We start from the raw sequence: 12,599 nt of genomic DNA on the forward strand, positions 1-12,599 counted from the left end.
TTACTGCCTTTTATTAATAACCTCGATGGTGCTGGCAACAACACCTTCCAGCGGCTGATCGATATCAACCACTAAGACATCCTGTTCGTCAGCTCCCGGCTCCTGCAACGCTTCGAACTGCGTTACCAGCATCTGGGTTTTGAAGAAGTGGCCTTTACGCGCCTTCAGGCGGCTTTCAATCACCCCGAAATCACCTTTCAGGTAGATGAAAGAGAGGTTCGGGTTGCCGTCGCGCAGCAGGTCGCGATAGGTTTTTTTCAGCGCGGAACAGACGATCAGGGAGACTTTATTGGTGCGCTGCATCGCGAACGCGGCGTCATTCAGCGCCTGCAACCATGGTTTGCGGTCGTCGTCGTTCAGCGGCTCGCCGGAAGCCATTTTCATGATGTTGCTGCGCGGATGGAGGAAGTCACCATCAAGAAACGCAGCCTGGAGTTGATGCGCCACTTCGCTCGCCACGGCAGATTTACCGCTACCGGACACGCCCATCAGGACGTAAACGTGGTGATCGTGATTAGTCGTGCTCAAAGGGTGTCCCTCAGTCAATTGTTACGGGTAACAGTTATCGGTAACATTGTCCTGCCGGGGCATAAGAGAAGCAATATCCAAACGTGCGCGAAGTGAATAAGTGTGAGCTACTTCAAATTTGTCGGATTAAATAGATCCACCCGGTGACAAGGTGAAACCTAAATCTAACATTTTCGGGGTAACTGCCTCACCACGAATGCGCGCCAGCAGGCGCTCTGCGCCAATGCGGCCCATGCGTTCACGCGGGGTCAGGACGCTCGCCAGACGCGGCTCCATCACCTGGCCAATGTCGTGGCCGTGGAAGCCGGCAATCGCCATATCATCCGGGATTTTTAAACCCAGACGCTGGCACTCAAACGCGGCGCCGACCGCAAGGTCATCGTTGGTGCAGAAAATACCGTCCAGTTGCGGATACTCGCGTCGCGCCTGACGCATCAGCTCAATACCCGACGTGTAAGAAGAAGATTGCTCCACCATCACGCTGTACGGGGTTAAACCGGCGTCGAGCATCGCCTGCTCGTATCCCTTCTGTTTGATGATAGTACGTTCATCCAGACGCGCACCCAGATAGGCCACATGGCGATGACCGCGGGCGATGATCGCCGCCGTCATCTGACGCGCCGCTTCAAAGTTATCGAACCCCACGGCGATGTCGAGGCACGGCGACTGGCTGTCCATCAGTTCCACCACCGGAATGCCTGCCACTTCAATCATTTTCAGCGTGCGCGGGGTGTGAGTACGTTCCGTTAAAATCAGGCCGTCAATGTTCCAGGAAAGCATCGATTCAAGACGTTCCTCTTCCAGTTCCGGCTTGTACCCGTAGTGGGCGAGCATGGTCTGATAGCCAAACGCATCGGTGACGCTTTCAATGCCACGCAGCACTTCGGCGAATACCTGGTTGGTTAAGGAAGGAAGCAGGACGCCCACCGCACGGCTGGTTGCATTGGAGAGAATATCGGGCGCGCGGTTGGGGATATAACCCAGTTCATCAAGGGCGGCGGCAATCTTGCCACGCAACGCCACGGAAACCTGTTCCGGGTTACGTAAAAAACGGCTGACCGTCATTTTGGTCACACCGACGCGATCGGCGACATCCTGAAGTACGGGGCGTTTCTTTTTCATCGTCCTGAGAAATCTTGAAGTGAGAGATTTGCTCAGTTTATCACGGACAAAGCTCAACCTTCCCCGTTTAAAGGGAAGGTTGAGAAATTATTTAGACTGGCGGCAGGTCAAACAGCAGAATTTCACTTTCGCTGTCGGCATGCACGGAGAGCGCCTGCTCATCCCAGACTGCCAGGCCATCGGCGGTTGTCGCTTTGGTGCCGTTGATGGACACTTCACCTTTCACCACCTGGATCCACACGCGGCGGTTAGCGGCAATCTGGTGTACAGACTGTTCATCTTTCGCCAGCGCCCAGCGGTACAGCTCCATATCCTGATGCACTTTCAGGGAACCTTCACGCGCATCCGGGGACAGCACCAGCTGTTTGCCCTGTTTCGCGTCGAAGCGGCGCTGCTCGTAGCGTGGCGTGATGCCGGTCTCTTCTGGAATGATCCAGATTTGATACAGGTGCAGTTTTTCCGTTTTGCTCGGGTTGTACTCAGAGTGACGCACCCCGGTACCCGCGCTCATAATCTGGAACTCGCCCGCCGGAACCTGCTCTTTGTTGCCCATGCTGTCCTGGTGCTCAACCGCCCCTTCCAGCACATAGGTCAGGATTTCCATGTCTTTGTGCGGGTGGGTACCGAAGCCCTGGCCTGCATCAATCACGTCGTCGTTAATCACGCGCAGTGCGGAGAAGCCCATAAAGTTCGGGTCGTAGTAGTCGGCAAACGAGAATGAATGCCATGAGTCCAGCCAGCCATGATTCGCGTGACCACGTTCGTTTGCTTTGCGTAAGTAGATCATTGTTTTTCACCCTCAGTTCGTTTCGATGGAGTAAGTGTGGACGCAAACCGCCGGGGATCATAGAGGGTGAAAATTGACTCCTCTGTTCAAAAATTATGAACAAGCGCAGAGGAGCCTGTTTTGCTTATTTCGCAAGGGTTACCGTGGCAGGAGAAGCCTGCTCGAAGGCGCGCTCAAGGATTTCCAGGTTGGTCAGAACGTCAGATTCCTTGACATAATTCGGCGCGCCGGTGGTGAGGGTGTCATACAGCGCATCGTATACGCGTCCATAGTCGCCCGTTTCCGGCTTCAGCTCTTCCCTGACCGTCAGGCCCTCGTCGTTCACGTACTCCAGCACGCCCACGGAATCATCTGCCGCAAAGCCCGGTTCGCCCGGCATGATGTTAGCCTTCAGGCTGGTCTCCTGCTGGTCAATACCGTACTTGATAAAGGAGCCTTTCTTGCCGTGAACGATAAATTTCGGGTAGTCGATTTTCACCAGATGGCTGGTTTTTACGATGGCTTTCAGGTCGCCGTAGAACAGCTGCGCTTCAAAGGTATCGTCCGGGTTGGCCTTATTGCGCAGGCTGCGGATGTCATACGCCACGTGGTCCGGGCGGCCAAACAGGGAGATGATCTGGTCCATGGTGTGCACGCCGAGACCGTAGAAAGATCCGTCCTGCGGCAGTCCGGGCTGGGTTTCCGCCACCGGGCGGTAGTAATCGAAGTGGCTTTCGATTTCCACGATCTCACCGAGTTTGCCGCTTTCAATTGCCTTTTTTGCCGTCAGGAAGCAGCTGTCAAAGCGACGGTTCTGGTACGGCGTGACGGTCAGCCCTTTGCTTTTCGCCAGCGCGAACAGCTCCTTCGCTTCGGCGATGGTCGGGGTGAACGGTTTTTCCACCAGCACGTTTTTACCTGCTTCCAGCGCGCGTTTCGCGTAGTCAAAGTGGCTGTCGGCGTGGGTACAGACCACCACCAGCTTCACCTGCGGGTCGTTAAGCACCTCATCAAGATCGCTGGTGAAATGAATATGGGAATACTGCGGAGACTGCTCTTCTGGCTTCGCGCGGCGGCGATAGATATGGGCCACGTGCCAGGTCTCTTTTCGGTTAAGAACATACGGAAGGTGGTAACGCGTGGTGCTTTTGCCAAATCCAATAAATGCACAATGTAGTGTCATGGCTCAGTCCTTTTGGAAGGTTACTGAGTCTAACCATAACAAAAAAAAAGCCAGCGAGAAGCTGGCTAAAGTAATACTGGAAGCAATGTGAGCAATGTCGTGCTTTCAGGTTCCCGTAGGAGGTCTTCCTGAATGCAGAGCAATAATAATCATTCTCATTCGCACTTGTCCAACACTTTTTGCAAAAAATAGCGATTGACTCAACTTTTAAAGTCACTGATGTTGGAGGGGACTTTTAACTGACTGAGGAACAAGGAATGAGTGAGATAGTGATACGCCACGCTGAACCGAAAGATTACGACGCCATTCGTCAGATCCACGCCCAGCCGGAGGTGTACCACAACACGCTACAGGTTCCTCATCCTTCAATGGAAATGTGGCAAATGCGGCTAGGCGAACAGCCGGGCATTAAACAGCTGGTTGCCTGCATTGATGATATCGTGGTCGGCCACCTCACCATTGATGTCGCCCAGCGACCACGCCGCAGCCACGTTGCCGATTTCGGTATCTGCGTTGGCGCGCAGTGGCATAACCGCGGCGTGGCCAGCGCGCTGATTCGCACCATGATCGATATGTGCGACAACTGGCTGCGCGTCGACCGCATCGAGTTAACGGTGTTTGTGGATAACGAACCGGCAATCGCGGTGTACAAAAAGCACGGGTTTGAGATTGAAGGCACCGGCAGGCGCTACGCCCTGCGCAACGGCGAGTATGTGGATGCGTATTATATGGCGAGGATGAAGTAGTGAGTTGCCGGGTGGCGGCTTCGCCTTACCGGGCCTACGTTCGTGCCATTGTAGGCCCGGTAAGCGCAGCGCCACCGGGCAACAAAATCAATACCCCGCCGTTAAATCATCCACCGAACGCGGGTCCGATGCGCCAAACAGCGCGCCGTCCGGCCCGACCATAATGCTCTGGGTGCTGCCCATCGCCTCCTTCACCGCCACCTTCTGGCCGCGCTGCTCAAGCAGCTTGAGGGTGTCCGGGCTAAAGCCCTTCTCCACGCGCAGCTCGTCCGGCAGCCACTGGTGGTGGAAACGCGGCGCATTGGTCGCTTCGGCGACGTTCATCCCAAAGTCGATACTGTTCACCACCATTTGCAGCACGGTTGTGATAATCCGGCTCCCGCCAGGGCTGCCGGTCACCAGCCAGGTTTTGCCGTCTTTCACCACGATGGTGGGCGACATGGACGACAGCGGGCGCTTCTTCGGCCCGACCGCATTCGCATCGCCGCCGACCAGGCCGTAGACGTTCGGCACGCCCGGCTTGGCAGAAAAATCATCCATCTCGTTGTTCAGCAAAATACCGCTGTTGCCCGCCACAATCCCGGTGCCGAAAGTGGTGTTAAGCGTGTACGTCACCGCCACCGCGTTACCGTCTTTATCTACCACCGAGAAGTGGGTGGTCTGGTTACTTTCATACGGCGCCAGCTTGCCCGGGCGGATCTCGCTCGACGGCTTAGCCTTATTGATGTCGATCTCGTCGGCAATCGATTTGGCATAGGCTTTGTTGGTCAGCGCCTGCCACGGCACCTTCACGAAGTCCGGATCGCCAAGGTATTCCGAGCGGTCAGCGTAGGCGCGCTTCTCCGCCTCCGCCATCACCTGCATGGCATCGGCGCTACCGAAGCCGAACTTGTGCATATCGAAGTTTTCCAGAATATTGAGGATCTGCACGATGTGAATGCCCCCGGAGGACGGCGGCGGCATGGAGAAGACCTCGTAGCCGCGATAGGTGCCGCTGATCGGCTCGCGCTCCACCGCCTTATATTCCGCCAGATCCGCTTTGGTGATCAGCCCGCCGTTCTTCTGCATCTCATCGGCAATCTGATCGGCAATCGGCCCCTTATAGAAGGCGTCCGGACCGTTTTCGGCAATCAGTTCGAGACTTTTTGCGAGGTTCTTCTGCACCAGCTTATCGCCCTTTTTCAGCGGCTCGCCGTCTTTCCAGAAGATAGCCTTGCTGTTCTCATGATTGGGAATAACTTCGCTGCCGTAGGTTTTGAGGTCGTCCGCCAGCGCGTCGTTGACGACGAAGCCGTCGCGCGCCAGCTTGATGGCAGGCTGCACCACTTTATTCAGCGGCAGCGTGCCGTATTTTTCCAGCGCCAGCGAGAAGCCCGCAACGGTGCCCGGCGTGCCGGAGGCAAGGTGCGAGGTCAGAGACTTTTTACTGTCCGGATTGCCCTGATCGTCGAGGAACATATCGCGGGAAGCCTGGTTCGGCGCCATCTCACGGAAGTCGATGGCCGTGGTTTTACCGTCTTTGGTGCGCAGCATCATAAACCCGCCGCCGCCCAGGTTCCCCGCCTGTGGATGCGTCACCGCCAGCGCATATCCCACCGCGACCGCCGCATCCACCGCGTTACCGCCCTGCTTAAGAATATCGACGCCCACCTGCGTTGCCAGCGCGTCAACCGAGGCCACCATGCCGTGCGTCGCCCGTACGGGGTGAAAAACATCCTCCTCCACGCCGTAAGAGACCGGAGGAGCGGCGGGCGGGTTGGCCGCCACGGTAAATGTGCCGCCTGCCATCAGCGCAGCGATGGCGACCCAGCGCAAAAAGGTTGGTTTCATCATTATTGTTCTCCAGGTGAAGGGGCCCATATTCCCCGCTTAAGCCTGGTTCACAACTCTTAAAAAATCATCGTTATGCCGGAATCAGGGTAAACTTAAGAGAAGCCTCAAAGGAGGAGATAACCATGAAACGATTACTGATCCTGACCGCGCTGCTTCCGTTCGCCGCGCTCGCACAGCCAATCAACACCCTGAACAACCCGAACCAGCCGGGCTACGTCATTCCGAGCCAGCAGCGTATGCAGACGGAGATGATGAGCCAGCAACAGCAGCAGAAAGGGATGCTCAATCAGCAGTTAAAAACGCAGACCCAGGTGCAGCAGCAGCACCTGCAAAACCAGATGAATACCAACACCCAGCGCGTGCAGCAGGGCCAGATGCGGGAGCAGCCGCTGCCAAACTCAAACGGTGGGATGTTAGGGGGCGGGGTGTCGCAAAGCAGCGGTCAGCAGCACATGCTGCCGACCCAGCAGAACGGCAGTATGCTTAATAAATAAAGTTCGGCCCAATCTGGTCAATCGCATCGGTACAGATGCTGTCCACGCCCCAGCGCAGCAGCTCGGCTGCACGCTGGGGTTTATTGACGGTATACACCAGGATATGCAGACCGGCCTCCTTCAACAGCGTCACGCGCGCTTCATCCAGCAGCTTATGGTTGAGGTGGATCGACACGCAGCCTAAGAAGGTCGTCAGCGCGCGCCAGTCTTCTCGCCACTCATCCAGCAGCAGCCCGCGCGGCAACTCCGGTACGGCAGCCTGTGCGGCTTCCAGCGCGTCGATGTCAAACGACGACAACAGCGGCGGGGTCATCCCTTCCCACAGTTCGCGCGCGGCGAGGGCAATCACTTTACCCGTCAGCGGCCCGGTGCCGGTGGTCGGTTTGATTTCGATGTTGGCCATCATGCCGTGTTGACGACAGCGGTCCGCCACTTCCGCCAGCAGCGGCAGCGGTTCGCCTTTAAATTCGCCGCTGTACCAGCTTCCGGCGTCCACCTTCAGCAGGTCACGCCACGGTAGTTCACCTGCCACGCCCCAGCCGTTGCTGGTGCGTTCGAGATTGTCGTCGTGCAGCAGGAAAATTTCGCCGTCATTCGACAGCTTCGCGTCGAATTCGATCATCGTGTGGCCGTAGCGCGCGCCAACGTCAATTGCCGCCAGGGTGTTTTCCGGCGCCAGCTTACCGCCGCCCCGGTGGGCGACGATGTGGGGGTAAGGCCAGTTGCTCATACTCGTTGTCCTGTTTCACCGTCAAATAAGTGCAGGTGATTTTCCGGCATATGCAGCCACAGCGTGCTGCCTGCCTTCGGGCGCTCCTGATGCGGCAGGCGCACCACCAGCTTTTGCTCGCCCCAGCGCCCGTGCGCCAGGTTGTCTGCGCCCAGCATCTCCAGCGTATCCATCACCAGCGGCACGCCGCCGTCCGCCTGAGACGTCAAACCAATATGCTCCGGGCGGATACCGAGCGTCATCTTACGCCCGGCGTAGCCACGATAGTACCAGTTGATCGGCAACGCCATCCCGCTTTCCAGCTCGAAGTGGGTTCCCGCCGCATTGATCCGCCCGTCCAGCAGGTTCATCGCCGGGCTGCCGATAAAGCTCGCCACAAAACGGCTGGCCGGTTTTTCGTAGACCTCCACCGGGGTGCCAATCTGCTCGGCGATGCCTTTGTTCATCACCATCACGCGCTGGGCGAGGGTCATGGCTTCAACCTGATCGTGAGTCACATAGAGGGACGTGGTTTTCAGGCGGCGATGCAGCTGCTGTAGCTCAAGGCGCATCTGCACGCGCAGTTTGGCGTCGAGGTTTGACAGCGGTTCGTCGAACAGGAATACCGCCGGGTCGCGCACGATGGCGCGCCCCATCGCCACGCGCTGACGCTGGCCGCCGGAGAGCTCGCGCGGGCGGCGCTTAAGCAGGCCGTCAAGTTCCAGAATGCGCGCGGCTTCTTTTACGCGCTCGTCGATATGACCTTTGCCCATACCGCGAATTTTCAGCCCCCAGGCCATGTTCTCTTCCACGCTCATGTGCGGATAGAGGGCATAGTTCTGGAACACCATCGCGATGCCGCGATCTTTGGGCTCCATCTCGGTGACGCGCTGGCGGTCAATCCAGATATCCCCGGACGTTACGCGCTCCAGCCCGGCCACCATACGCAGCAGGGTGGATTTTCCGCAGCCGGACGGGCCGACCATCACGATAAATTCCCCGTCCGCCACGTCAAGCGTCAGCGGCTGAATGACCTGGGTTTTACCGTCCCAGCTTTTGGTTACTGCCTGTAATTTTAAACCTGCCATCTTATTTCTCGCTATCGACCAGGCCGCGGACAAACGCGCGCTGCATGGCTAAAACAATGACTACGGGTGGGATAAGGGTGAGCAGCATCGCCGCCATCACCTGGTTCCAGAGGGTGGTGCCTTCGCCGGTGGCGATCATGCCTTTGATGCCTGCCACGGCGGTGCCGAGGTTGACGTCCTGAACGATCAGCAGCGGCCACAGGTACTGGTTCCAGCCGTAGATAAAGGTGATCACAAACAGCGCCGCGAGGTTGGTTTTCGACAGCGGCAGCACGATGTCGCGGAAGAAGCGCATCGGCGAGGCCCCGTCGATGCGCGCGGCTTCAATCAACTCATCCGGCAGGGTCATAAAGAACTGGCGGAACAGGAAGGTGGCGGTCGCCGAGGCCATCAGCGGCAGGGTTAAGCCCGCGTAGCTGTCGAGCATCTTCAGGTTGGCGATCACTTCCACCGTCGGGAAGATACGCACCTCTACCGGCAGCATCAGGGTGATGAAAATCATCCAGAAAAACAGGTTACGCAGCGGAAAGCGGAACCAGACGATGGCGAACGCTGAGAGCATCGACACCGTAATTTTGCCGACGGTGATGCCAAATGCCATGATGAAGCTGTTGAGCATCATCAGCCAGAACGGCGCGCTGTTAGCGCCCACGCCCTGGGTCCAGATAGTTTTCATGTTCTCGAACAGATGCCCGCCTGGGATCAGCGTCATCGGGGTGTCGAACACCGCTTTGGTGTCCAGCGTGGCGGCGACGAAGGCCACGTACAGTGGGAACAGGATGACGATAATCCCTAAAATCAGCATGGTATGGCTGAAAATCGTCAGCCCGCGACGGTTCTCAATCATTGGTAGCGCACCTTACTTTCGACATAGCGGAACTGCACCACCGTGAGGATGATGACGAGGAACATCAGCACCACGGACTGCGCGGCAGAGGCGGAGAGATCAAGCCCGGCAAAGCCTTCGCGGTAGATCTTGTAAATCAGCGTGGTGGTCGCCTGCACCGGACCGCCCGCGGTGGCGGCGTCGATCACCGGGAAGGTGTCGAAGAAGGCGTACACGAGGTTCACCACCAGCAGGAAAAAACTCACCGGGGCGATCAGCGGCAGCGACAGGCGGAAGAAGCGGCGCACCGGCCCTGCGCCGTCGATGGCGGCGGCCTCCACCAGCGAACGCGGGATAGACTGTAGCGCGGCAAAGAAAAACAGGAAGTTATAGCTGATCTGCTTCCACACCGAGGCGAACACCACCAGGAACATCGCCTGCCCGCTGTTCTGGGCGTGGTTCCAGTCGTAGCCAAATTCGCCCAGGAAGTGGGTAATCAGCCCGCGCCCTGGGTTAAACAGGAAGATCCACAGCACGGCGGCCACGGCAGGAGCCACGGCGTAGGGCAGCAGCATCAGGGTCTGATACAGACGGCTGCCGCGCACCACGTAATCCACCAGCGCGGCGAAAAACAGCGAGGCTAAAAGGCCGCTGACGGTCACCAGGGCGCTGAATTTGATCGTCGTCCAGAAGGAGTCCAGGTAGTAGCTGTCGTGGAACAGCGCGGTAAAGTTGTCCAGCCCGACAAACTGGCTGGAAAGCCCGAACGGATCGACGCTTTGTACCGAGTACCACAGCGCTTCGCCCGCAGGCCAGATAAAGAAGATAACGGTGATGACCAGCTGCGGTGCGACCAACAGGTACGGCAGCCAGCGTGAACGGAACACCGGACGGGATGAGGACATAGGTTAGCTCAAGTTGGTTTCCCCTCACCCCCGCCCTCTCCCAAAGGGAGAGGGGGTATACTTTCCCTCTCCCTTTGGGAGAGGGTTAGGGTGAGGGGTAAGGTTTTAATTACGATTTGGTCGACTGCTCAAAGCGGCGCAGCAGCTGATTCCCGCGCTCTACCGCAGCGTCCAGCGCCTGCTGTGGCGTTTTCTTCCCGGTCCACACGCTTTCCAGCTCTTCATCGACGATGGTGCGGATCTGCGGCATGTTGCCCAGACGCAGGCCTTTGGTGAACGGCAACGGCGGCTTGTTCAGCATCTGGCGCGTCGCGATGTCCGCCCCTGGGTTCTTGCTGTAGAAGCCCTGCTCGCGGGTCAGGTCGTACGCGGCTTTGGTGATCGGCAGATAGCCGGTCTTCTGGTGCCACTCGGCCGCGTTTTCCGGCTTCGCCAGGAAGTCGAGGAACTCGGCCACGCCTTTGTAGGTGCCTTTGTCCTTGCCCTGCATCACCCACAGGCTCGCCCCGCCGATGATGGCGTTCTGCGGCGCGCCCTTCACGTCGGCGTCATACGGCATCATGCCCACGCCGTAGTTAAATTTGGCGTAGTGGCGGATATCCGCCAGCGAGCCGGACGAGGCGGTGGTAATGGCACAGTCGCCGTTGTAGAACTTCTCGGTGGATTCGTCTTTACGCCCGAAGTAGCTGAAGTCGCCCTTCTTGTTGAGTGCTTCCAGCAGCGCGATGTGCTTCACCTGCTCCGGCTTGTTGAACTCCAGCACCGCGTCGGTACCGTCGAAGCCGTTATTTTGGGTGGCAACCGGCAGCCCGTGCCAGGCGCTGAAGTTTTCAATCTGGATCCAGCCCTGCCAGCCGCTGGCGTAGCCGCACTTCATCCCCGCCGCTTTCAGCTTCGCGGTGTACTCCGCCAGATCCTGCCAGGTTTTTGGCGGCTGCTCCGGATCTAAACCGGCTTTTTTGAAGGCGTCTTTGTTGTAATACAGCACCGGCGTGGAGCTGTTAAACGGCTGGGACAGCAGATGGCCGGTTCTGGAATCGGTGTAGTAACCGGAAACGGTCGGCACGAACTGTGATTCGTCGAAGTTGATGCCCGCATCTTTGAACACTTCGTAGACCGGCTTGATGGCTTTAGAGGCCATCATGGTGGCGGTACCCACTTCATAAACCTGTAACAGGGCAGGCGCGTTGCCGGTACGGAAGGCGGCGATGCCCGCGCTCAGGCTCTGCTCGTAGTTGCCTTTGTACACCGGCACAATTTTGTAATCCGGGTGGGTGTCGTTGAAACGCTGCGCCAGGGAGTCAACCTCTTTACCCAACTCCCCTTCCATGGAATGCCAGAACGGAATGGTGGTCACAGCCATTGCGTTCGTCGCAAAAGCCAGACCCAGTGCCAGACCCAAAGCTGTGTGTCGTAACGATGTCATTGTCATCTCTCTTATTGTGCCGGATGCGCGATATCACGCGTTTTATGCTCGCGAGGTAACATGACATGCTCGAATGACAGAAAAATAACTGTTTGTTTACAGATAAGTGACAGCCAGGCGTCAGGGGGATGATGGTTGTGTGAAGGGGTTGGGTGCGGTCTGGTGCCCTCACCCCGGCCCTCTCCCACAGGGAGAGGGAGAAAAGCGATCGGTTCCCTCTCCCTTGAGGGAGAGGGTTAGGGTGAGGGGGAAATGCGATTAACCGCCTAAATACGCGCTCCGCACCGCCTCGTTCGCCAGCAGCGCGTCACCGGTATCGGAGAGCACCACGCGGCCGTTCTCCAGCACGTAGCCACGGTCGGCGAGCTTCAGCGCCTGGTTGGCGTTCTGCTCGACGAGGAAGATGGTCATCCCCTCTTTACGCAGCTGTTCGATGGTGTCGAAAATCTGCTGGATGATGATCGGCGCCAGGCCGAGCGACGGCTCGTCCAGCAGCAGCAGGCGCGGCTGGCTCATCAGCGCGCGGCCAATCGCCAGCATCTGTTGCTCCCCGCCGGACATGGTGCCCGCTCGCTGAATACGACGCTCCCACAGGCGCGGGAAGAGTTCGTACACCCACTTGATGCGGGTCTGGAATTCATCCCGATGGGCGAAGAAACCGCCCATCGCCAGGTTCTCTTCCACCGTCATGCGGGAGAATACGCGGCGCCCTTCCGGGACAATCGCCACCGCTTCACGCATGATCTTAGCCGTCTGCCAGTCGGTAATATCTTTGCCGTCAAACACAATCCGCCCGCTGGTGGCGCGCGGGTCGCCGCACAGGGTGCCGAGCAGCGTGGTTTTACCCGCGCCGTTGGCGCCAATCAGGGTGACGATTTCGCCCTGATTGATGTGCAGGCTGACGTCGTGCAGCGCCTGGATCTTGCCGTAGTGCGCGTTGACCTTGTCGAACGTTAACATCGCTTTTTCCATC

The 12,599-nt window shown here is 58.0% G+C and carries 13 protein-coding genes; 2 read left to right on the forward strand and 11 right to left on the reverse strand.

Annotated features, from left to right (window positions below; all coding sequences use genetic code 11):
* From gntK to RS584_RS21640, 4 genes are all read right to left on the reverse strand, one after another.
* Window positions 1-528: a gluconokinase gene (gntK, locus tag RS584_RS21625; RefSeq protein WP_003861569.1), complete on the reverse strand. Its 528-nt coding sequence runs from the start codon at window positions 526-528 to the stop codon at window positions 1-3.
* A gap of 126 nt (window positions 529-654) precedes the next feature.
* On the reverse strand, window positions 655-1,650 hold the full coding sequence (gntR, locus tag RS584_RS21630) for a gluconate operon transcriptional repressor GntR (RefSeq protein ID WP_003861567.1): 996 nt from the start codon (window positions 1,648-1,650) through the stop codon (window positions 655-657).
* Window positions 1,651-1,741: 91 nt separating this feature from the next.
* Entirely contained in the window at window positions 1,742-2,437 is a 696-nt protein-coding gene (locus tag RS584_RS21635; RefSeq protein ID WP_003861565.1) for a pirin family protein, read from the reverse strand.
* Between the two features lie 124 nt (window positions 2,438-2,561).
* On the reverse strand, window positions 2,562-3,599 hold the full coding sequence (locus RS584_RS21640) for an oxidoreductase (protein ID WP_315748609.1): 1,038 nt from the start codon (window positions 3,597-3,599) through the stop codon (window positions 2,562-2,564).
* Window positions 3,600-3,856: 257 nt separating this feature from the next.
* On the opposite strand from RS584_RS21640, the gene yhhY reads away from it, so the two are divergent.
* Window positions 3,857-4,345, forward strand: coding sequence for an N-acetyltransferase (yhhY, locus tag RS584_RS21645; RefSeq protein WP_015571463.1), 489 nt, complete (start codon window positions 3,857-3,859; stop codon window positions 4,343-4,345).
* Window positions 4,346-4,432: 87 nt separating this feature from the next.
* Here the strand turns inward: yhhY and ggt are convergent, their stop codons facing one another.
* Complete coding sequence (ggt, locus tag RS584_RS21650) at window positions 4,433-6,178, reverse strand: gamma-glutamyltransferase (RefSeq protein ID WP_072134592.1); 1,746 nt, start codon at window positions 6,176-6,178, stop codon at window positions 4,433-4,435.
* Window positions 6,179-6,300: 122 nt separating this feature from the next.
* Between ggt and RS584_RS21655 the strand changes: the two genes are divergently transcribed.
* Entirely contained in the window at window positions 6,301-6,672 is a 372-nt protein-coding gene (locus RS584_RS21655; protein ID WP_017384131.1) for a DUF2756 family protein, read from the forward strand.
* Here RS584_RS21655 and ugpQ read toward each other — a convergent pair.
* The 6 genes from ugpQ to livF all read right to left on the reverse strand — a co-directional run bounded on the left by ugpQ (window position 6,662) and on the right by livF (window position 12,598).
* Entirely contained in the window at window positions 6,662-7,402 is a 741-nt protein-coding gene (gene ugpQ, locus RS584_RS21660; RefSeq protein ID WP_033488071.1) for a glycerophosphodiester phosphodiesterase, read from the reverse strand. The two genes, RS584_RS21655 and ugpQ, sit on opposite strands and share 11 nt — an antisense overlap.
* Entirely contained in the window at window positions 7,399-8,469 is a 1,071-nt protein-coding gene (locus RS584_RS21665; RefSeq protein ID WP_017384129.1) for a sn-glycerol-3-phosphate import ATP-binding protein UgpC, read from the reverse strand. Before RS584_RS21665 ends, ugpQ begins: the two co-directional genes overlap by 4 nt.
* 1 nt (window position 8,470) lies before the next feature.
* Entirely contained in the window at window positions 8,471-9,316 is an 846-nt protein-coding gene (gene ugpE / locus RS584_RS21670; protein ID WP_015571468.1) for a sn-glycerol-3-phosphate ABC transporter permease UgpE, read from the reverse strand.
* On the reverse strand, window positions 9,313-10,200 hold the full coding sequence (gene ugpA, locus RS584_RS21675) for a sn-glycerol-3-phosphate ABC transporter permease UgpA (protein WP_048246755.1): 888 nt from the start codon (window positions 10,198-10,200) through the stop codon (window positions 9,313-9,315). Before ugpA ends, ugpE begins: the two co-directional genes overlap by 4 nt.
* Window positions 10,201-10,309: 109 nt before the next feature.
* Window positions 10,310-11,626 carry a sn-glycerol-3-phosphate ABC transporter substrate-binding protein UgpB gene (gene ugpB / locus RS584_RS21680; RefSeq protein ID WP_315748610.1) on the reverse strand — a complete coding sequence of 439 codons (1,317 nt, stop codon included), beginning with the start codon at window positions 11,624-11,626 and terminating at the stop codon, window positions 10,310-10,312.
* Window positions 11,627-11,884: 258 nt separating this feature from the next.
* Entirely contained in the window at window positions 11,885-12,598 is a 714-nt protein-coding gene (livF, locus tag RS584_RS21685) for a high-affinity branched-chain amino acid ABC transporter ATP-binding protein LivF (protein ID WP_015571469.1), read from the reverse strand.
* Window position 12,599 lies beyond the last annotated feature (1 nt).

Source organism: Enterobacter sp. DTU_2021_1002640_1_SI_PRY_ASU_LCPMC_013, from assembly GCF_032389435.1.
In the GTDB taxonomy this organism is placed as follows: Bacteria; Pseudomonadota; Gammaproteobacteria; order Enterobacterales; family Enterobacteriaceae; genus Enterobacter; species Enterobacter hormaechei_C.

Bases quoted from the DNA above. Each gene is read 5' to 3' on its own strand.
- gntR (WP_003861567.1), bottom strand. From the start codon at position 1,650: ATGAAAAAGAAACGCCCCGTACTTCAGGATGTCGCCGATCGCGTCGGT.
- RS584_RS21635 (WP_003861565.1), bottom strand. From the start codon at position 2,437: ATGATCTACTTACGCAAAGCAAACGAACGTGGTCACGCGAATCATGGC.
- RS584_RS21640 (WP_315748609.1), bottom strand. From the start codon at position 3,599: ATGACACTACATTGTGCATTTATTGGATTTGGCAAAAGCACCACGCGT.
- yhhY (WP_015571463.1), top strand. From the start codon at position 3,857: ATGAGTGAGATAGTGATACGCCACGCTGAACCGAAAGATTACGACGCC.
- ggt (WP_072134592.1), bottom strand. From the start codon at position 6,178: ATGATGAAACCAACCTTTTTGCGCTGGGTCGCCATCGCTGCGCTGATG.
- RS584_RS21655 (WP_017384131.1), top strand. From the start codon at position 6,301: ATGAAACGATTACTGATCCTGACCGCGCTGCTTCCGTTCGCCGCGCTC.
- ugpQ (WP_033488071.1), bottom strand. From the start codon at position 7,402: ATGAGCAACTGGCCTTACCCCCACATCGTCGCCCACCGGGGCGGCGGT.
- RS584_RS21665 (WP_017384129.1), bottom strand. From the start codon at position 8,469: ATGGCAGGTTTAAAATTACAGGCAGTAACCAAAAGCTGGGACGGTAAA.
- ugpE (WP_015571468.1), bottom strand. From the start codon at position 9,316: ATGATTGAGAACCGTCGCGGGCTGACGATTTTCAGCCATACCATGCTG.
- ugpA (WP_048246755.1), bottom strand. From the start codon at position 10,200: ATGTCCTCATCCCGTCCGGTGTTCCGTTCACGCTGGCTGCCGTACCTG.
- ugpB (WP_315748610.1), bottom strand. From the start codon at position 11,626: ATGACATCGTTACGACACACAGCTTTGGGTCTGGCACTGGGTCTGGCT.
- livF (WP_015571469.1), bottom strand. From the start codon at position 12,598: ATGGAAAAAGCGATGTTAACGTTCGACAAGGTCAACGCGCACTACGGC.